Raw genomic sequence first — 18,816 nt, 5'->3', positions numbered from 1 at the left:
AAACTAGCATAAGGTAGCATTAGGAGATTGTCTATAATTTCGAGCAAATCAAAAGCCCGACCGCGTTCAAGTTTCGCTCACCAAGGCCAAAAAAACTACCTTCGTCAAAGAGTAGCGGCTGCCCTTGTGCCACATAGAAAAAGAGGTAATACAGATAAATCCTCTGTATTACCTCTTTCTCGCTTTACTTCATGCTCTCAGCAATTGCCACAAGCTTCTCCTTCGTTATTTGTTTACCAGAGCTACCTACGCTATAGACCACTGACTTGTCCTCAAGAGTTTCCACCCAAGTCAGGCTTTGATATTCATTCGTCTCGCTGTAAAGGAACTTATCACTCGCAGAATATAAAGCTTCCTGCCCGTTAACCGTAACTTTTTCCTGCGTACCATCTACGACACCTACGAACTTCATTTTCTGTTTGATGATTTCCATCGATACTTTAATCACATCTTGATGACCGTCCCTGTAAAGTGTCGTAAATACAGGGAACTTCTCCATGTCTTGGTCAAATTTCTGCCAGGCGACATCCTTCCCCATCTGATTAACCTCTTCATGAAGCTTATCGACGATCGGAAAATGCTCAGACATGATTAACCCACCATAAGGTCGCTCCTCCACTCCCCCTTCAAACAATAAGTCACCTTCTAATACGACTGGGAGCTTAAATTCGGAAAGCTGGCTATTTAGTTTGTCCTGCCATGTCACGTAATCTGTATAAACATATGGATTTGAGACGACTTCAGCATAGGGCATTTGCAATGACTTGAGCACAATCTCCCCCATCTCTTTCGAGTAGACAATTGCACTTTCACCCACGCTCAGCTGAGATTTCACCTGCTCCAGCTGCGCTCGAATGACACTGGCTGTTTCTGGGTTATAGTTCTCATATTTAGAAACTGTATTTTCAATGCTATAGCGGTCATCCCCAATTTTAACGAAATATTGCACGGTAAACGCACTAATCATGAGCACTAATAATCCGATAAGGATAAGTTGAATCGTTCTCTTCTTGGCTGGACGCATAGGCATTCCCCTCTTATTCCGAATGTGATTCTCGTATTGGTGAATGATCCGAGCATCAACCTCTTCGGGGCTCTGAATGTCCATCGCTTGCACTTTATAGGCTTCCGCCACTTGTTTCTCAATCTGCACGAATGGATGCCTCCTTAGGAACGTAATGATGCTCGGTCAACTGACGAAGCTTACGAATGGCGGAGTGATGTCTAGATTTGACGGTTCCGAGTGGGACTTGAAGCACATCCGCCACCTCTTCCAATGAGCAATCCTGATAATGCCTTAAAACAATAACCTCTCTAAGCTTGTAAGGAAGCTTATTCACAAGGCTGAGGATTTCTGAGCTTTGTTCACGTGCTAGATAACCTTCCTCTGATTGATTCGATAACGATTCCGTCGCTAATCTTTGCGCTCGTTCGAAGAGTCGCATTTTTCGCCAAAGCTTACGTCTCCAATTACTAGCCTGTCGAATAATCAGACCATTCAGCCACGAACGAAAAGGTTGATTGAAATCATAGCTCGGAAGAGAATGCCAGACATTCAAATACACCTCACTCATCACATCCGCAGCATCTTCCTTGTTATTTAGCAAAAAACGTAGCATTCGGTACACATGATCCTTCGTAGCTTGATAGATGGGATAGAATGCTTGTGAATCACCCTGGATCATTCTGGTGAGCCATGGATGTATTTCATGATCCTGCATAGGGGCGCCTCCTAAAGGGTATTCATCCTCTATTGGTTCGATCGACTTAAAAGGTTCGATTTTTTTGTTATTTTCTAACATTAACTATACAATAGCCGAACCATCAGAATGCAATTAACTCCGTAAAATGTAAAATCCACAACCTTGGTTGGACGGAAATCGAAATATTCGAGTAACGGAATCAAAAAATCCTCACCCCACAATTCATTGTGGGGTGAGGATTTTTCTATTTCCCTTAGACTAATAGACTAATCGCGGCTCATAATCTTCGAGAGCAGACGAAGCATCTCCAGATACAACCACACTAGCGTCACCATCAAGCCAAATGCCCCATACCATTCCATATGCTTAGGAGCCCCATTTTCCGTACCCTTCTCGATAAAATCGAAATCAAGGACCAGATTCAAGGCAGCAATAACGACGATGACGAGCGAAATGCCGATACCGATCAAGCTGCTATCGTGCAAATAAGGAACTGTGATGCCAAACATACCCAGAATAAAGCTAACGAGATAGATGAGCATAACTCCACCCGTAGCCGCAAACACTCCGAGCTTGAAGTTTTCCGTCGCCTTAATAATCCTTGTTTTATAAGCTAGAAGTAGGGCCACGAACACACACATCGTCAACAAGGCGGCTTGCAGCGTTATTCCATTGAAGCGTGCTTCATAATTTGCTGAAATTCCTCCTAGAAATATGCCCTCAAGTGCAGCATATAACGGCACCAGAAAAGGGGAAGCTGTCGGCTTAAAGCTGATTATTAGCCCGAGGATCAACCCACCAATCGCTCCTCCGATCGCAAGCGGGAGAACATTCTTTCCGTCGAAGTACATCGTCCAGGTAACGAAGGCTCCTCCAAGAAGGATTGCGAGCATGATAAACGCTTTGTTTACCGTTCCTTCAATCGTCATCTTTTCCGATCCGTCGTAACCATTCGTTCGTTCAAATGAACTGTCATTCAATGCGGGATTTCCACTACGACCTATCACTAGAGAATCACCTCAACCGTTATTTTATTCCAATTATAACATAGCTTGTGAAGTTGTAGACAAGTCCTAATTTTCCTCCAAGTAGATTCCTATACACTTCAATTCGTCCACATAACCATCATTGTTTTGTTGCACTTATTGTTGGATATTGCTGTGGTTTCAGTTTTCGAAAACGCTTACTATAAAGTCATCGACCGGTCGAAAAATCCATGAAGGTGGGTATTGATATCATGGCTAAGAAATATTGTTCTAAGCTAGCCTTTGTCCTGGCTGTTGTATTGCTAGTGAGCAGTGCAAGTCTTCCACAAACCCAAACGGCACAAGCGGCGAATGGCCCATTCGTTACCGAAGTCATCGTAAGAACCGTTGAAAATTTCAAAAATCATTCGGATGTCGTTACATTCATGAAAAGTGCGGCCAAGCGCCATGTGTCCGTCATCAATCTGAACGTCAAGGAAGACGAGGACGATACAGTCCCTTCTGGTCATGTGTTCTATAACAGCTCGATTGCTCCTATTGCCCAAGGATATGCCCAATTTGATGCTCTCGCGGATGTCATCCAGGAAGCACATATCCGGGATATTCAAGTCAGGGCTTGGATCCCGCAGTTCCACGATAAGGCTGCATTTGATCAAAATGTTTCTTGGAGAATGATGGCACTTAATAACGGTCAAGTTGTCCCCTTTACCGGATCTAATGGAAATGAATATTTCGTGAATCCGATCCATCCGGATGTTCAGGAGTATGAACGCTCTATCATTAGAGAGATTGTATCCAACTACGACATTGATGGGGTTGTATTAGATTGGCTGCGCTTCGATGATTACAACATGGATATGAGCAATTATACTAGGCAGTTTTATAACACCGCTTACGGCTACGACCCTGTTACGATCGACTTCACGACTGCCAACACTCAGCGAGCTCAGTGGAACGATTGGAGAACAACCCAAATCGCCAATTATGTGCGCGATGTTGAAGCGGATATCGAAAGCATCGTTCCCGGACTCTTCACAGGAGTTTACATTTTACCGCCGGAATTCGTAGAAGTCGGCCAAGATGTTGAGAAATTTAAGGACTACGTGGATTTCATTTCACCGATGGCTTATTTCGCCGATTGGGACTTCACGCCTTCTTGGGTTTACAATAACACGGGAATTTTGGCGCAAACAAAGGCCAAAATCGGCACAAAAGAAATCATTCCTGGACTGGATGTCTGGTGGAGTAACGCGGAATATCATCAGATCTATGCGGGAATCAGAAGCCAGCTTCCAGAAATCCAAAATCTGTCCTTCTTCCTCTATGGCAAGTGGACAGACAACGACCTCAAAAAAATTGACAACCGCAGATCCTGGTAAGTACGTCCACAGTACGAACTGCACAGCAACCGGCTACTGCAGTTCGTGAAGCTCAAAGCAAGCCTACTCAAGGAGGAACGCCGTGAAGACAAGACGATTGATTATTCGTCAATGGGATCTACAATTGATGGTGGTCCCGGCACTTATCTTTATATTCATCTTTAGCTACATTCCCATGTACGGTATTCTGATCGCGTTCAAGGAGTATGACATTTTTCAAGGCTTTTCCGCGAGTCCATGGGTCGGATTAGACAACTTCAAGGAGTTTCTATATGCTGACGAATTTAAGACCATTATGCGCAACACGCTCGGCATCAGCTTCCTGAAGCTTGTCCTTGGCTTTCCTGCTCCAATCGTGTTGGCATTGCTGCTGAACGAGGTGAAAATCCCGTTCTTCAAACGAGTGGTGCAAACGATCAGCTACCTTCCTCATTTCTTATCCTGGGTCATCGTGTCCGGATTTGTGGTCACTATGCTCTCCGCTGATTACGGAAGCTTGAATATCGCCTTGGAGAAGTTAAATCTGATCCATGAGCCCGTCAATTGGTTGACGATCCCTAACTACTTCTGGACCATCTTAATCGCAACCGGCTTATGGAAAGGCGTTGGCTTTGCATCCATCGTATATCTTGCCGCGATCTCAGGTGTAAATCCAGATTTATATGAAGCTGCTTCCATCGATGGAGCAGGTCGATTCAAGAAAATCTATGCGATTACCCTACCTTGTATTATGCCGGTCATCTCTATTTTTCTCATTCTAGCCATCGGGGATCTGCTCAGTGCCGGGTTCGAGGATATTCTGTTGCTGCAATCCGATATTGTCCGAGATGTCTCTGATGTCCTAGATACGTACGTGTACAGAGTAGGCATCCGAAATTCACTATTCTCTTATGCCGCCGCAGTTGGATTGTTCAAAGCGATCATCAGCGTTGTCTTACTGACAATCGCCAACTCCTTGGCTCGGAGATCTGGCAATAGCCTATGGTAAAAAATATGGATTTGGAGATCACTTCATGAAACTATCGTATGGTGAGCGAATGTCGTCCGGGATCATCTACTTTCTCTTGGCACTGCTCGTATTCGTTACCTTCTATCCCTTTTGGAATTCAGCGGTTATCTCCTTCAACACCGGATCGGACACATCGCTCGGTGGGGTTACCTTCTGGCCAAGAGACTTCACTTTAGACAACTACGACGTTGTCTTTCAGGATAAACGACTTAACCAAGCCTTCCTCATATCCGTGCTGAGAACCCTATCTGGAACGCTGCTCTCCATCGTGATGACAGCTATTTTCGCTTACGGGATGTCTAAGAAAGAGCTTGTTGGTCGCAAGTATTACATGATATTTTGCATCATTCCCTTATATTTTGACGGGGGCTTGATCCCCTCCTACATGCTAGTGCGCTCTCTGGGGTTAATGAACTCGTTCTGGGTGATGGTCATTCCGGGTCTAATCAGTATATGGAATATGATTGTATTTCGGACTTTCTTCCAGCAACTGCCCGATAGTCTTGAAGAATCAGCTAAGATTGATGGATGTGGATATTGGAAAACGCTATTCCGAATCGTCTTACCCATCTCAGGACCGGTCGTTGCAACATTAGCCTTATTCACGGCCGTAGCGCATTGGAACGATTGGTTCACAGCGACACTGTATATTTCGAATGCCAAGCTGTTGCCTATCCAGACTCTACTTCAGCAGATCCTTAGCTCCAATATCATGTCGGAGCAGATGATGCAGACAAGCTCAGCGGCTCAAAGCCATATGGCATCCGCCCGCACGATTACGACTAAGTCACTGACCATGGCCACCATGATGGTAGCTACGATTCCTATCATTCTCGTGTATCCCTTTGTTCAGAAGTATTTTGTCAAAGGTGTCATGGTAGGCTCGTTGAAAGAATAACAAATAGATGAATCGAGGGGATTTCTGTTGAAGAAAAGAAGCTTTGTCGTTGGTATGCTGTCCATTTCGTTAAGCTTAGCTGTCATTATCTCGGGATGTTCGAGTAAAGAAAAGGAAAGTAACACTCCCGTTACGGAATCAAGCGCCTTCGTGTTTGGTGAAACGCCTGTGGAGTTCTCCTTCTACGGTAACTATGACTGGTATACTATGCAGCCTTGGGGAGAGGACCCTGCCTCCAAATGGATTAAAGAAAATAAAAAAGTAAATGTTATTCCGGTGCCCGCTCAAGGAGCATCCGTTCAAAAGTTTAATACGATGGTCGCCTCCAAGGATTTACCCGATGTCCTCTTCATGGATCGTGGCCCATTAGTAGAAAAGTTACGCCAAGCCGGGAAACTCGTCCCGCTTGACGATTATCTGGATAAATACCCGAACCTTAAGAAATACGCCGGAGAAGAAACGCTAAATATGCTCCGCTCCGAAGATGGCAAGCTCTATCAATTTCCAAACTGGTATACGTCTACGCCGATGGGTAACGGTGGCTATATGATCAATAAAACGATATACAAAGAGCTTGGCTCACCTAAGCTGGAAACATTCGATGATCTATATAGCTACTTGAAGCTAGTCAAAGCAAAGTTCCCCGATGTCGTCCCATTTGATATCGGTTACGGAACTCAGGGCATCAGCATCCTCTATTCCGGATTCGGCGAGGATCATACTGCCGCTTACACTTCGTATGGATTCGTACCTTCCGGGAATGAACTGAAGTCTCTCTTCACGAACCCGGCGTTCAAGGAAACGATTACGTTTGCTAGTACGCTGTTCCGGGAGAAGCTCATCACTCAAGATGCGCTTACGCAAACGAGAGATCAAGTTGTCGAGAAGCTAAATACAGGTAAAGTAGCTGTATATGCGTCCTACGACACGTCGGATTTAGGCAGCCAAGCTACGGTTGAGTTGAAGAAGAAGGACCCTAATGCAGGATATACAATGATTTGGCCCCTACACAAGGAAGGTGTAGACCCCAATAAAGTCTATCCTAATAACTACGATAGCATCGGTTGGAATGTCAATGTCATTACAACGGAAGCCACAAATCCGGAAGGTATATTCGCTTACCTGGATTGGTTAACAGGAGAAGAAGGAGAACGTATCGTCTTCTGGGGACCTGAAGGGTTGTATTGGGAAGGAACGGAAGACGATGGCGCCCCGATCTGGACGGAGAAATTCAAAACAGACGTGGAAGAGAGAACCAAATTCATGGCTGCTACGGATAGCTTCCAGTGGGCCGGGAATACGAGCTTCATCGATGGCTCCAAGGCTAGCAACAACATGAAGCTTCCGGAAGATCAACGAGATTGGGCAGCAGAATCCCAATTGACGATTGCATGGAAAACTTCCTTTAACACAACGCAATTTTCCAATCTAACTCCTGATCCCGCATCAGAAGAAGGCAAAGCCCTACAAAAAGTGGCGGATATCGAGACAAGCGTCATTGCCAAAGGCTTATATGCTGGAAGCGATGCAGAAGTTGAGAAAATCATCGTGGATGGCGAGAATGCGGCTAACAAAGCAGGCTACGTTAAGCTGCTGGAATATGAAACAGCAAGGTGGCAGGAAAATCTTAAGAAGATGAGTGGTAAATAACTCTATTTGAAGTAAAAGAGAGAGTATACTAGAAATAGTATGCTCTTTCGGCATGAAACAGGATCAGGAGGAATCCAAATGTACAATGTGCTGCTTGTGGATGATGAAGATTTAGACCTGGAGGCGCTACGAAGATTCATTCCATGGGATCAGCTGAATATGCAGGTAGTAAGTGCAATGAACAGCGCGATTACCGCAGCCAAATATATTAGCCAAGCGGAGCTGGATGTCCTGATAACCGACATTCGTATGCCCCAGATGTCTGGATTGGAGCTAGCTAAGCTTGCGCAAGAGAGAAACAAGAGTGTACGAATCATTTTCATTAGTGGGTATGAGGATTTCACCTACGCGAAGCAAGCCTTAAGCCTTAACGCCTGCTCTTATATCTTAAAGCCAGTCAACGATGACGAGGTTTATGAAGCTTTATCCAAAGTGAAGGAACTGCTGGACCATGAGCAAAGTCAGAAGAAAACCGAGAAAGCCTATTTGGAAATGGTTCAGTCGCTGGGTTCCACCCCCACATCTCCATTGTCTGAAATCAAACAGGACCTTACGGATTACGATAAAAAACAATACAAGAAAAATCAAAAATTGGCTCAAGAAATCATCGCCTATATTCACACGCACATTCATGAAGTTATTACTTTGCGGAACGCGGCCAACGCCTTCTCCTACACCCCTAATTACCTCGGTTTTATGTTCAGAGAGGAAACTGGTGTCACCTTCACAGATTACGTGATCCAAGCACGTCTCTTGAAGGCTCAGGAGCTACTAACGGATACAAACCTTAAAATATATGAAATTGCAGACAAGGTAGGCTATCGGAATCTGAATTATTTCAGTAAGCAATTTAAGATTAGCTTCGGTATATCTCCACTGGAATTCAGAAGGCAAAGCTGATCGGGAGGCAGGAAAGCAGATGGACGACAAACGAAAGAGGTATCTCCCCTTCGGCTATAAGCTATTAATCTCCTACATCCTTATTTGCCTTGTGCCGATTATAGCGATTGGTTTATTCTCCTACACAACCTTCATGAAATCCATGAAAGAGCAAACTAGCAGCAATATGATGGAAACGCTTCAGCAGATCGGTGACAATGTCGCCTTCAAGCTCGACGATATACGGCGTATATCCGATCTCCTTTACAACGATAATACCCTTGCAGGAGACATTCAGAACTATAACAACGGCTGGGATAGCTATGAGAGCACCGTTAGATATATTATCCCTAAATTCCAAAGCACCATTAACGCCACAGGACAGGATATTCAACTGACCGTTTACATGAACAATCCGGCGTTCCCCGAAATCTACGGGACATCTGAGCTTAAGACTGACCCCCTAGTTATGCAGAGGCGCTCTTTCGAAATGTATAACATTCAACGCATTGAGGACGAGGAATGGTACAGGCAGTTTCCTGAAGAACAGTATGGGAAGACGATGTTATGGCGGCAGGTTGGAGATGATCGTGAACATGGCAATATCTCTTTTCTACGAAGGCTTGTTGATTCAAGCGACCCCTTCACCCACAGTCAAATTGGCTTTATCCGTATTACGACCAAGATCGCCGGAATTTTTCAAAGCTTAGATTATCGCAAATTGGGAACCGGCACATTAGTATTTGCAATCGATTCTCAGGATAGGATTATGTATTCGTCTGAGGATACTTTAATTCATCACAATTGGGTGGACTATACGTCATCTGACAAGATGGTCATCTCACAAGAGCTTCCGGGAATTAATATGAATTTAGCTGCGGTTATTCCGATCGAGATTTTAGAAAATAAAGCGAAGCGACTCGCAAATTGGACCATCCTCGTATGTCTGATCAGTATATCTGTATGCGCCGTAGCCAGTATTTTCATTTCTCGAGTGTTCTCGAAACGTATTGGCAAGGTGGTTTCCTTACTCCGTTTATTTCAGGAAGGTGAATTCGATAAACGAATCAGATATAAGGGCGGCGACGAATTTACATATATTGCGACTGCGTTGAATCAGTTAGGTGAGCATATGAATCGGATGATTAAAGAAACATACTTGACCAAAATAGAAAAACAAGAGCTTGAGCTGGAATCGCTGCAAGCGCAAATCAACCCCCATTTTCTATATAATACTCTCTCCTCCATAAGCCGGTTGGCCAAGTTCGGCGAGCTGGAGAAGCTTCAATTGATGGTTATGGAGTTATCCAAGTTTTACAGATATTCATTGAACAATGGGGAAACGCTCATCTCAGTAGCCAAGGAAATTGAGCAAGTGAAAGCCTATATCGAAATCCAAAAAATCAAATACACAGATCGATTGGTGGCACAATTCGATGTGGATCCGTCAGTCCTGACCTCCGACACCGTGAAGCTGATTTTACAGCCCTTCGTCGAGAACGCAATTGAGCACGGATGGAGCGGAGAAGGAATCATTCGAGTCACGATTCGTGTCACAATGGACGCAGGGCTAATTGTATTCCGCATCATAGACGATGGTTCAGGAATGAGCGAGGACACGATTACCCAAATATTTACGCCTAATGACGGCGTTTATCTGGGTTATGGCATTCGCAACGTCGAACAGCGGATCAAATTATATTTTGGACAAGAGTATGGGGTATCCATAACGAGCACGATCGGTGGCGGCACCACGATTGCGATTACAATCCCCGCAACGACTAGACAAAGATTAAACCCAAAGTGATTTTGGGACGTCAACTCCTCACAATCGTTGCTGGTGCTCACACTGGTATTTCCCCAGATAAACATGCTACACTAGTTCTGGTTTTACTCAGGAGGAATACGAATGCAACGAAAATATTTCAAAAAGTGGTATCTCATTTCATCTTTTATTCTCTCTTTTTATCTTGTGCTGGTTACCATTGTCGGCTTCACTTCCGTTTCCAAAGAAATCAAAGCGCCGCTCGATACGATAGCTCACTATGTCCTATGGTTTTTCATTGCTGAGTTAGTTGTGCTGTTCTTTATCACCAAGGATGCTCGTACATTTTTCAAAGAACAATGGCTAAGTATTCTAGCAGTAGGAACATCGATTTCTGTCACGCAGCTTATGAACGGGATTGCTGGGATCGGTTCATTAACAGGATTAAAAGCTTTCAAAGGAATAAAATCCTTAAAAGCATTCAAATCGATGAAACTGTTCAAAGCAACCAAAAGTGTAAAGGTAGCCAAATCGTACAAAATCGGCAAAAAGGCTTCTAAAGCTGTAAAAGTGGTTTCGGATTTGGAAAAAGAAAAGAAATAACAAACGCTAATATCCATGTGATTCGACATACAGACTGTCCCCTCGCGTCTATTCAGACCTTGGAGACAGTCTTTTACTTATTGTACCGAAATGCTCTGCACCTTCCAGCCTTTACCTACAACCCACTATGATACAATGACAGGACAGGTTAACGCCGAGGAGGGACACATGTGGAAAACAATCCGAATAGAACCGACGAGAAATCTTTGCATTCTTCCGAGGAGGAACGAGACATCGAGACGGATAGGTATGACGAGTGGGACGAGGAGGAAGAACAATCCGATGCTCCTCCTCCCGCTCGGAGAAAGTGGGTCAGGAATACCATCATTATCGTACTTGTGGCCGCTCTAGTCGGAAATATATTGGCGTTCTGGCCGCAAATATATAACACGAAGACACTGCCCTTCTTGTTCAAATCTAAGGAGCTATCCAGCCAGGAAGAAATCCAAAGCTATAAAGAGGCGGTTGTCTTGGTCAGCACGGATAAAGGCAAAGGCACGGGATTCCACATTTCAGGTGGATATATTGTGACCAACTTTCATGTGATCGATGACAACGCTTATACCTTAGTTAAATTCCCGAATAAGGATAGAGAATACAAAGCGGAGTTGGCGGGGAGCGACCCCGATCTGGATATTGCCCTATTGAAGGTGGACATGGGCAGTCAAGAACTTCCTTTCATTGAAATCGAGCGGAAGAAGCGGCAATGGGAGCCCGGGGAGCACGTCTACGTTATCGGGAACCCGCTTTATTTCACGCAAATCGCCAACGAAGGACAAATACTGGGCATGGTGCCGATTCAAGGACGAGAAAAGCCGGTCATGGCCCTTGATGCACCCGTATTTAATGGTAATAGCGGCTCTCCAGTCATCAACGAATATGGTAAAGCCATTGCCGTTATTTATGCCACAGCGGAGATCTCGCATGAAGATAAAATCGTACAGGCTGGTTTGGCTGTACCGCTCGACGACCTAGACAACCTACTGGGAGATCTTCTGCCGTTGCAAGACGAATAGACTTTTTTCTACGAATACGTAAAAAAGAGACCTGTAAGGGTCTCTTTTTACGTTTTGCCGGGGGTGAATCGATCGCCCCCCTTTTCTCATCTTACAGCTTGAACTTAACAACCGCGGCTTCCAGACCGGTGCTCCGCTCCTTTAACTGCTCGGTTGTATCGGCAATTCGTTTCGCCGCTTCCAATTGATGCGTGGACATCCGTTGGATCGATACCGTATTCTCCGCTGACCCTATCGATATGCGAGAAATCTGTTCTACGGAAGCAGCCACCTCTTCGGAGCCCGCCAGAACCTCCTCCATTACCGTAGAGATTTCCTGAATCTCTCCATTCACGAGAACAAATCGATCCATCGTATCGTCAAACAAAGATTCCGCACGGTCGGATAGCTCAGATCCCTTGATCATCTCCGTGCTTCCTGCCAGCATTCGCTCGCCGATATCCGCGGACTCTCGCTTAATTTGAAGCAATAACGAAGTAACGTGCGTTGCAGAAACGGAAGCCGCCTCTGCGAGCTTGCGTACTTCTCCGGCTACGACCGCGAAGCCCGCTCCATGCTCTCCCGCTCTTGCGGCTTCTATTGAGGCATTAAGTGCCAAGAGCTTAGTTTGATCGGCGATATCCGTAATCGACCGAAGCACAGGTTCGATCTCGCTCATGTACGTATTGAGAACCTGTACAGATTGCGTCGTCTGTGAGGCAACATCGGACATTGAAGCGACTTGTTCTCTCAATCTGTGGATGGATTTCTTTCCTTCCTCCGCCGCTTCCAATGCTTCACTGGAAGCTCTCGAAACACTAATTGATGCTTCGGAGGCTCGCTGAATAGCTATCGTAATATCCTCCATCGATTTGGCGCTTTGCTCTGCCCCCATACGTTGATGCTGAGCTCCGTCAGTCAGGTTCACGATCGCCTGCTCGAGCTCCTTGTTTAAGATGACCATCTGCTCCGCCTCTGAACTGAACCCATCCGTAGAATTCACCAGATTCCGAGCTGTAAGGGTGATATCATGCATGACGTCCCCAAGCGTAACGCCAAGTCTTTCGGTCATCTTCAACATCGCAGAATAGGCTTGTCCGATTTCATCCTTAGAGCTTACTTTCTTCACACTTAAGCGGGCTTTGGCTTCTACGAGATCTCCTCGCGCCATAGCTTCTGCACCTTGTACGATCATTCCGAGGGGCCGTAATGCACGAGCCAGGAACAATACGATCAAGGTGAAAAAAATGATTGCTATAATCCCCATCAAGACGAATAGCGACGTACTTTCCTTAATAACCTCCCGGTAAATTGTTTTCGATACAGATACGTCCGTATCAATCCCGAGAACCCCAATCACTGCTCCAGCAGAATTGCGCAGCGGAGCATAGGAAGAGATATAATCGCCGTATTCTGGATTTCGAATAATGCCGGATTTGGCTGTCTGCCCTTTCATTACCGCTTCTACCGCTTCCTTCGGCATATCGGTGACCTCACCGATCGGAGATGCCGCATCCGAGTCCTTCGGTTGGCCGTCGATCAGAATAAGGGGTTGTCCTTTATCGTCTATTTTTACCGTATAGACATACATAGCACCGATTTGCAGGCGATACCGATTCATCTCTTCACGAAGGCTCCAATAGAGATCGTTCTCTTGGGCGTCCTGTATAAAGCTTTCATAAGACTTCAAATTGAATTGTCCCGCATAGGCTTCCGCGATATGCACACTGAAATTACCAATCGCTTCTTCGCTTGCCTTCTTGGTGTTCTGTATTTGCATCGTTATGAGGGTCGTACACAAGATAATAAGTATTGTCAAAATAGTAACAGATAGCTTTAATACCAAGCGGCTCCTTAATCTAATCATGGTGTCCATACCCCTCTGACCCTAGTTTCCGAATTCTGCTAAAATGAACTTTATAGTTCATTCGACAAATCCCCTAACTTTTCCTCCTGGGTAGGACTATTGAGCGACCATCGGAAATCCAAGAGAGAATATCGCTCCACCCTCTTTGCGATTCCCCGCCGAGATTAGCCCCCCGCTTCTTTCAACGATCGCTCGTGATATCGCCAAGCCTAGCCCCGTTTCGCCATCCTTCCCTTTCACAAAGCGATGAAACAAATAAGGAAGCAGCTCGTCTGGAATTCCCTTACCGTCATCGGACACTGAAATTTCTACGCGACCTTTGTTTACAGTAGCATGAACATAAACATGTTTATTCGCATGCCGAATGGCATTTGAAGTAACGTTAAGCAGCGCTTGTAGTAGCTTGTCTCTATCTGCACGAATCGTCAAAAGTCCCTCTTCCTGTTCATTGAAGGAAGGGTGCAGCATGATTTCTTTTTTAACTAGCAGAGGGTTGATCCGTTCAATCGTCTCCGTTAACAAATCCTTCAAGCAAACCTCAGAAGGCTTATAAATATCCTCCTCGCTATCCAATTTTGCCAACAATGTCATTTCCGTTACGATATTCTTTAATCGCCCGCTCTCACTTAGAATAATGTCCAAGCCTTTACGAACGTCCTCTCCTTCAAACACACCGTCTCTGATCCCCTCCGTATAGCCGACGATGGACATTAATGGCGACTTCAGTTCATGTGAAGCATTCTGGAAAAATTGCTTCTGCGTCCGACTAAATCGATTCAATTCATCCGCCATTTCATAAACCGTCTCAGCGACAGATCCAATCTCTCCTCCTGCATGGACCAGATTAACGTGAGCAAATTGACGCCCCTTCACCTTCTTTAATTCTTCTTTCAATTTCATGAGTGGCTTAATGAGCTTCCTCGTTATGAACTGGCTGAGGACAAGCATAAGGATGCCTCCGACTAAGAACACTAGAAGCAGTCGATCCAGTAACGCCCGTTCGATTTCTTTGATTTTGCTAATCGGCGTAAGAAGTGTCAAAGTACCTTGTGGAACAGTACTTACTTCTACAAGAAACCGATTGTCCTTCCCATCCCATATATGCTGCATACCCGTTGCTTCAAAAGATTCCATTTTGGTAAACTGCCCTATTTGTTGAGGAGCTATGGGTAGCGGGTCTTCCAAGACTATCGGATTGCCTGTAACATCTGTGACAATGGCCGAAATACCAGAAGCAACAGGAGATATGGACGTAGCTGGTAACGTCGTAAGAGTTGAAGGTTTTGTTACTCCAACTTCTGAACGAATAGAAGCTTCCTGCACCATTGTAGCCGTTAAAGCCGCTCCGAATTTCTTCATATCCTGCTTCTGTGTCCCCATGAAGTGGTCCAGAAGCACATAGTGAATCAAGACCGCTGTTATAGATAAGACGAGCACGAGTGCGACACCGATCGCGAGATTAATTTGATGGACTAGCTTCATAGGATTGCACACTCCGATCTGTTCTCATCCGATAGCCATGTCCCCATACGGACTCAATGGGCAAATCTTCGATTTTTTTGCGTATGCGTTTAATCAGATGATCGACAGCACGGTCGCTTCCGAAATAATCTTCACCCCAGACTAACGTCAGCAGATCCTCTCTCGTAAAGGCACGATTCGGCTGCTCTAAGAAGACTTTAAGCATTTCGAATTCCTTGCTGGTCATGTCCACTTCTTCACCGTGCCAGAATACACGTCTTTCCTCCAGTACTAATTGAAGCTTCCCACTCTCCATCCTTGATACTGATGGTATAGGAGGTTGCTGGAGCGTCCCCTTATCTTCGGAGTGGTTCAGTTTGTATGAACGCTGAAGCTGACGTTTAATGCGGGCAACCAGCTCGCGGGGACTAAACGGCTTAACCAAATAATCATCACTCCCCAGCTCTAAGCCTAATATTTTATCTACCTCTGTATCTTTAGCCGAAATCATAATGATCGGCACTTCAGCCTCATTCCTAATCTGCCTGCACAATTCGTACCCATCCATTCCAGGTAACATAATATCCAGTACCCACAGATCAGGTGGATCTTGCTTCCACAAACGCAATGCTTCCTCTGCGCTTTCTAAGCCAATGGTTTGATAGCTTTCCTTATTCAAATAAGCCTCAACCAGATTACGTATATGTTGGTCATCGTCCACAACGGCGATGCGATAATGGCTACTCAATGCAACAACCTCCTTATTTCCTTCCTTTGTAAGTATACCAAGGCTCCAAATGCATTTGGGCTGTGCCATTGTTTTTCCACAAATACACCAATGTTCTGCCACAGCCCTTCTATAGAGTAGATCTTGTAAGACAAACCCATTAGGAGTGTGAAACTATGATTAACTCAATAACCTTGTCTAAGATTGCCCTTTCATCCGCATTATTTGCATCCGTCGTCGCTACTGGCCCTGCCATTACGAACGCTGCCGATAAGCATACTCAGACGCTTACCAAGCTTGAATCCGCACAGAGGATGGCTTCAACTCCAGCCGTTACATCGATTAAGGCCGTACCTATTGCGACTCTTACAAATCCTATAGAAATCGTTAAGAAGTACGCACCTGACACCTTAGCCGACTGGAATAAAACAATGGCACAGTATGATAAGCTAATCGGAGCAACTCCTATTACTAGCTTTTCCTCTACAACAGAAGTGACAGCAGCGGGTTCACTCGGAAATGCTGCTGTCACTAAAGTGGATACCCCGCTTAGTGCAACGATAACGACTCTTGCTAAGCCCGTGGAATCCCTTGCAGCCGAATTTACACCGATGAAGAAGATCGAGCTACAATCCATGAATGTAGAAAAAATTGAAAATGATAATACAGATACTCACATGGCCTTCTTCCAAGCGCAAATCGAGTTAACCGAAGCCGTTCAATCCAAAGATGCTACAGTGATCAAGCAATCATTAGAAAAGCTACATGTGCAATACAAACAGCAAATCACCCATTTGGAATCCGCAGCTAAATAATCCAGCATAATAGCACCTATCTCGATTACGAGAAGGTGCTTTTTTTTGTATTACATAAGATAGCTATGCTAGAATGTTATTTTTACAACTTCAATCCTCTCTGGGAGGCTTCTTCATTCACCATGCTAATTATTGGAATCGCCGGTGGCACAGGATCAGGCAAAACAACGGTTGCCCGCTCCGTCATTGACCGTCTAGGACAAGACAAAGTCACGTTCATTTCTCAGGATAACTACTACAAGGACCAACCACATCTCAGCATGCCAGAACGAGAAGCGCTTAATTACGACCATCCTCTTGTCTTTGACAACGATCTATTAATTCAGCACCTTAATTGTCTTAAAATGGGCCTGCCCGCTCGCGCTCCAGTATATGATTTCACCGTTCATGCCCGTTCCGCTGTAGATACAGTAGAGCTTAAGGCGAATAACATTGTCATACTCGAAGGGCTCCATGTATTGTCTGACGAGAATCTACGCTCATTACTCGACATCAAAGTATTCGTGGATACGGATCCCGATGTACGCGTGCTACGCAGGGTTCTCCGAGATATCGAGGAACGCGGCCGGACGATCCAGTCGATTCATAAGCAATATTTGAATTCAGTAAAACCCATGCACGAAGCTTTTATTGAGCCATCCAAGAAATACGCCGATCTGATCCTCCCTGAAGGGGGCCAGAATGAGGTCGGCATCCAGCTTCTGTCCGTTCTGACCGAGAAGTATTTAACGAACTAATTATACGTCTGCATTAGCGTTAGTCGGACTAACTCGACACCACGAAAAAACACAACCGCATGAGGTTGTGTTTTCTTTGTATTTAACCAGCAGAGGCTGCAGCCTCTTCTATTCCATTCAATTGTATTCAAACCCAGCCTAACCCCCAACCTCCGCCTTGCTCTTCGGACGAAATCCAAGACCGAGCAGCGCAAAGATAAGAAACGCAGCACCCAAAAATAGAAAGATACTGTGATCAGATACATAACGCATACCATAACCACCGAGAGTTGGGCCCATCATACTTCCTATGCTGAAATGGATGGAAGCGATGACGTTCGCCGCTGGCAATATCGCCCGAGGCAAAATATCCGCTGCATAAGCAAGACCCAACGTAAAGAAAGAACCGACGACTCCGCCTGCAATAGCGAACAACACGAACAGCATCGTAACATTATTTCCTGCTATGGGAACCGCGAAGAAAGCTAGCGAACCTACTAATCCACAGACAATCAGTATTGGTTTGCGACCGATCCTATCACTCAGTATCCCAAGCGGTAATTGGAGGATCAGACCGCCAACGCCAAATGACAATAACAGAAGGGATATCCAATGCTGGCTCAGATCAATACGCAAGCCGTACAACGGAAAGCTACTGTTCATTGATGCTTCCATCAAACCGTATAAGATACCTGGTATGAGCACAAACCACGCGACACGATACGTTGCCACGAACCGATTCTCGCTCTTAGCATTTTTCTTAGCCCGCTCGGGTACCTCATTTTTCATCCGAAGCACGAGCAATATAACACAAACAAAAAACGAGCTTGTCACAAGGAACGGCACCATTCTGCCTAGAGGCAGTAGATTAATTCCAAGGGGGCCCAAGCTGAAGCCAAGTCCGTATGCCATCCCATAATAAGAGATATATTTCCCTCGCCCACTGGCAGGGCTTGAACTGACAATCCATAGCTGAGTTGTAAAGTGGAGTGCACTGTCACCTACACCTACAAGCAGCCTTAAGACGAACCAGACCGCTAACGACTCGGTGAATGGGAACATTATACTGCACATCGTAACTAGCGTGATGCCTGTTAATATTACTTTTTTATACCCAAAACGCAAAACTGGCTTTTCTACAAAAAACATCGTACAGAAAATCCCGATATACATAGCCGCCGAGTTCATCCCATTCATTTCTGATGAGACACCGGCATCCTCAAGCATGATCGATAGCAGCGGTAGTAATAACCCTTGGCTCATACCCGCGACCACAACGACCAGAAGTAAAGTGATTAAACGATAACGAAAGGAAAGAGATTCTGAAGGTAATACACTTGATGACAAACTGTTGCACTCTCCT

At 45.2% G+C, this 18,816-nt stretch carries 17 protein-coding genes; 10 read left to right on the top strand and 7 right to left on the bottom strand.

Annotated elements, in window-relative coordinates; genetic code table 11:
- Positions 1 to 184: 184 nt before the first annotated feature.
- The 3 genes from M1K58_RS29640 to M1K58_RS08885 all read right to left on the bottom strand — a co-directional run bounded on the left by M1K58_RS29640 (position 185) and on the right by M1K58_RS08885 (position 2,710).
- Entirely contained in the window at positions 185 to 1,153 is a 969-nt protein-coding gene (locus tag M1K58_RS29640) for a DUF4367 domain-containing protein (RefSeq protein WP_256758417.1), read from the bottom strand.
- Positions 1,143 to 1,721, bottom strand: a complete 579-nt coding sequence (locus M1K58_RS08890) for a sigma-70 family RNA polymerase sigma factor (protein WP_256758415.1) — start codon at positions 1,719 to 1,721, stop codon at positions 1,143 to 1,145. The genes M1K58_RS29640 and M1K58_RS08890 overlap by 11 nt, the downstream gene beginning before the upstream one ends.
- A 248-nt stretch (positions 1,722 to 1,969) precedes the next feature.
- Entirely contained in the window at positions 1,970 to 2,710 is a 741-nt protein-coding gene (locus tag M1K58_RS08885; RefSeq protein WP_256758414.1) for a Bax inhibitor-1/YccA family protein, read from the bottom strand.
- Positions 2,711 to 2,940: 230 nt separating this feature from the next.
- Between M1K58_RS08885 and M1K58_RS08880 the strand changes: the two genes are divergently transcribed.
- The 8 genes from M1K58_RS08880 to M1K58_RS08845 all read left to right on the top strand — a co-directional run bounded on the left by M1K58_RS08880 (position 2,941) and on the right by M1K58_RS08845 (position 11,888).
- Positions 2,941 to 4,068, top strand: a complete 1,128-nt coding sequence (locus M1K58_RS08880; RefSeq protein ID WP_256758413.1) for a family 10 glycosylhydrolase — start codon at positions 2,941 to 2,943, stop codon at positions 4,066 to 4,068.
- 127 nt (positions 4,069 to 4,195) lie between these two features.
- Positions 4,196 to 5,056 (top strand): ABC transporter permease, encoded by an 861-nt coding sequence (locus M1K58_RS08875; protein WP_256758732.1) that lies wholly within the window; start codon positions 4,196 to 4,198, stop codon positions 5,054 to 5,056.
- 25 nt (positions 5,057 to 5,081) lie between these two features.
- Positions 5,082 to 5,975 (top strand): carbohydrate ABC transporter permease, encoded by an 894-nt coding sequence (locus tag M1K58_RS08870; RefSeq protein WP_256758412.1) that lies wholly within the window; start codon positions 5,082 to 5,084, stop codon positions 5,973 to 5,975.
- A gap of 54 nt (positions 5,976 to 6,029) precedes the next feature.
- Positions 6,030 to 7,625: an extracellular solute-binding protein gene (locus M1K58_RS08865; RefSeq protein ID WP_256758731.1), complete on the top strand. Its 1,596-nt coding sequence runs from the start codon at positions 6,030 to 6,032 to the stop codon at positions 7,623 to 7,625.
- A gap of 78 nt (positions 7,626 to 7,703) precedes the next feature.
- A complete protein-coding gene (locus M1K58_RS08860) occupies positions 7,704 to 8,525 on the top strand; it encodes a response regulator transcription factor (RefSeq protein WP_256758411.1) in 822 nt (273 codons plus the stop codon).
- A 19-nt stretch (positions 8,526 to 8,544) separates the two neighbouring features.
- Entirely contained in the window at positions 8,545 to 10,311 is a 1,767-nt protein-coding gene (locus M1K58_RS08855; RefSeq protein ID WP_256758410.1) for a sensor histidine kinase, read from the top strand.
- A 102-nt stretch (positions 10,312 to 10,413) separates the two neighbouring features.
- The gene (locus M1K58_RS08850; protein ID WP_256758409.1) at positions 10,414 to 10,872 is read left to right on the top strand and encodes an ion transporter; all 459 of its coding nucleotides are present in this window, start codon (positions 10,414 to 10,416) and stop codon (positions 10,870 to 10,872) included.
- 170 nt (positions 10,873 to 11,042) lie between these two features.
- Positions 11,043 to 11,888, top strand: coding sequence for a S1 family peptidase (locus M1K58_RS08845; RefSeq protein WP_256758408.1), 846 nt, complete (start codon positions 11,043 to 11,045; stop codon positions 11,886 to 11,888).
- 91 nt (positions 11,889 to 11,979) lie between these two features.
- On the opposite strand, the gene M1K58_RS08840 is transcribed toward M1K58_RS08845, so the two are convergent.
- The 3 genes from M1K58_RS08840 to M1K58_RS08830 form a co-directional block, all read right to left on the bottom strand.
- A complete protein-coding gene (locus tag M1K58_RS08840; protein ID WP_256758407.1) occupies positions 11,980 to 13,734 on the bottom strand; it encodes a methyl-accepting chemotaxis protein in 1,755 nt (584 codons plus the stop codon).
- Between the two features lie 96 nt (positions 13,735 to 13,830).
- Complete coding sequence (locus M1K58_RS08835) at positions 13,831 to 15,216, bottom strand: sensor histidine kinase (protein WP_256758406.1); 1,386 nt, start codon at positions 15,214 to 15,216, stop codon at positions 13,831 to 13,833.
- On the bottom strand, positions 15,194 to 15,943 hold the full coding sequence (locus M1K58_RS08830) for a response regulator transcription factor (protein WP_256758405.1): 750 nt from the start codon (positions 15,941 to 15,943) through the stop codon (positions 15,194 to 15,196). The genes M1K58_RS08835 and M1K58_RS08830 overlap by 23 nt, the downstream gene beginning before the upstream one ends.
- A 155-nt stretch (positions 15,944 to 16,098) precedes the next feature.
- Between M1K58_RS08830 and M1K58_RS08825 the strand changes: the two genes are divergently transcribed.
- Both M1K58_RS08825 and udk read left to right on the top strand, forming a co-directional pair.
- Complete coding sequence (locus tag M1K58_RS08825) at positions 16,099 to 16,737, top strand: hypothetical protein (protein ID WP_256758403.1); 639 nt, start codon at positions 16,099 to 16,101, stop codon at positions 16,735 to 16,737.
- A 122-nt stretch (positions 16,738 to 16,859) separates the two neighbouring features.
- Complete coding sequence (gene udk / locus M1K58_RS08820; RefSeq protein WP_256758402.1) at positions 16,860 to 17,474, top strand: uridine kinase; 615 nt, start codon at positions 16,860 to 16,862, stop codon at positions 17,472 to 17,474.
- A 138-nt stretch (positions 17,475 to 17,612) separates the two neighbouring features.
- On the opposite strand, the gene M1K58_RS08815 is transcribed toward udk, so the two are convergent.
- Positions 17,613 to 18,800, bottom strand: a complete 1,188-nt coding sequence (locus M1K58_RS08815) for an MFS transporter (RefSeq protein ID WP_256758401.1) — start codon at positions 18,798 to 18,800, stop codon at positions 17,613 to 17,615.
- Positions 18,801 to 18,816: the final 16 nt, after the last annotated feature.

Source organism: Cohnella sp. WQ 127256 (assembly GCF_024519285.1).
Lineage (GTDB): Bacteria > Bacillota > Bacilli > Paenibacillales > Paenibacillaceae > Cohnella.
Note: the sequence above shows the minus strand (reverse complement) of the source record. Positions and strands in the feature narration are given on the sequence as shown.

Excerpts from the sequence above, each read along its gene's own strand:
- M1K58_RS08890 (WP_256758415.1), bottom strand. The coding sequence starts at position 1,721 with ATGCAGGATCATGAAATACATCCATGGCTCACCAGAATGATCCAGGGT.
- M1K58_RS08880 (WP_256758413.1), top strand. The coding sequence starts at position 2,941 with ATGGCTAAGAAATATTGTTCTAAGCTAGCCTTTGTCCTGGCTGTTGTA.
- M1K58_RS08875 (WP_256758732.1), top strand. The coding sequence starts at position 4,196 with ATGGTGGTCCCGGCACTTATCTTTATATTCATCTTTAGCTACATTCCC.
- M1K58_RS08870 (WP_256758412.1), top strand. The coding sequence starts at position 5,082 with ATGAAACTATCGTATGGTGAGCGAATGTCGTCCGGGATCATCTACTTT.
- M1K58_RS08865 (WP_256758731.1), top strand. The coding sequence starts at position 6,030 with ATGCTGTCCATTTCGTTAAGCTTAGCTGTCATTATCTCGGGATGTTCG.
- M1K58_RS08860 (WP_256758411.1), top strand. The coding sequence starts at position 7,704 with ATGTACAATGTGCTGCTTGTGGATGATGAAGATTTAGACCTGGAGGCG.
- M1K58_RS08855 (WP_256758410.1), top strand. The coding sequence starts at position 8,545 with ATGGACGACAAACGAAAGAGGTATCTCCCCTTCGGCTATAAGCTATTA.
- M1K58_RS08850 (WP_256758409.1), top strand. The coding sequence starts at position 10,414 with ATGCAACGAAAATATTTCAAAAAGTGGTATCTCATTTCATCTTTTATT.
- M1K58_RS08840 (WP_256758407.1), bottom strand. The coding sequence starts at position 13,734 with ATGATTAGATTAAGGAGCCGCTTGGTATTAAAGCTATCTGTTACTATT.
- M1K58_RS08835 (WP_256758406.1), bottom strand. The coding sequence starts at position 15,216 with ATGAAGCTAGTCCATCAAATTAATCTCGCGATCGGTGTCGCACTCGTG.
- M1K58_RS08825 (WP_256758403.1), top strand. The coding sequence starts at position 16,099 with ATGATTAACTCAATAACCTTGTCTAAGATTGCCCTTTCATCCGCATTA.
- udk (WP_256758402.1), top strand. The coding sequence starts at position 16,860 with ATGCTAATTATTGGAATCGCCGGTGGCACAGGATCAGGCAAAACAACG.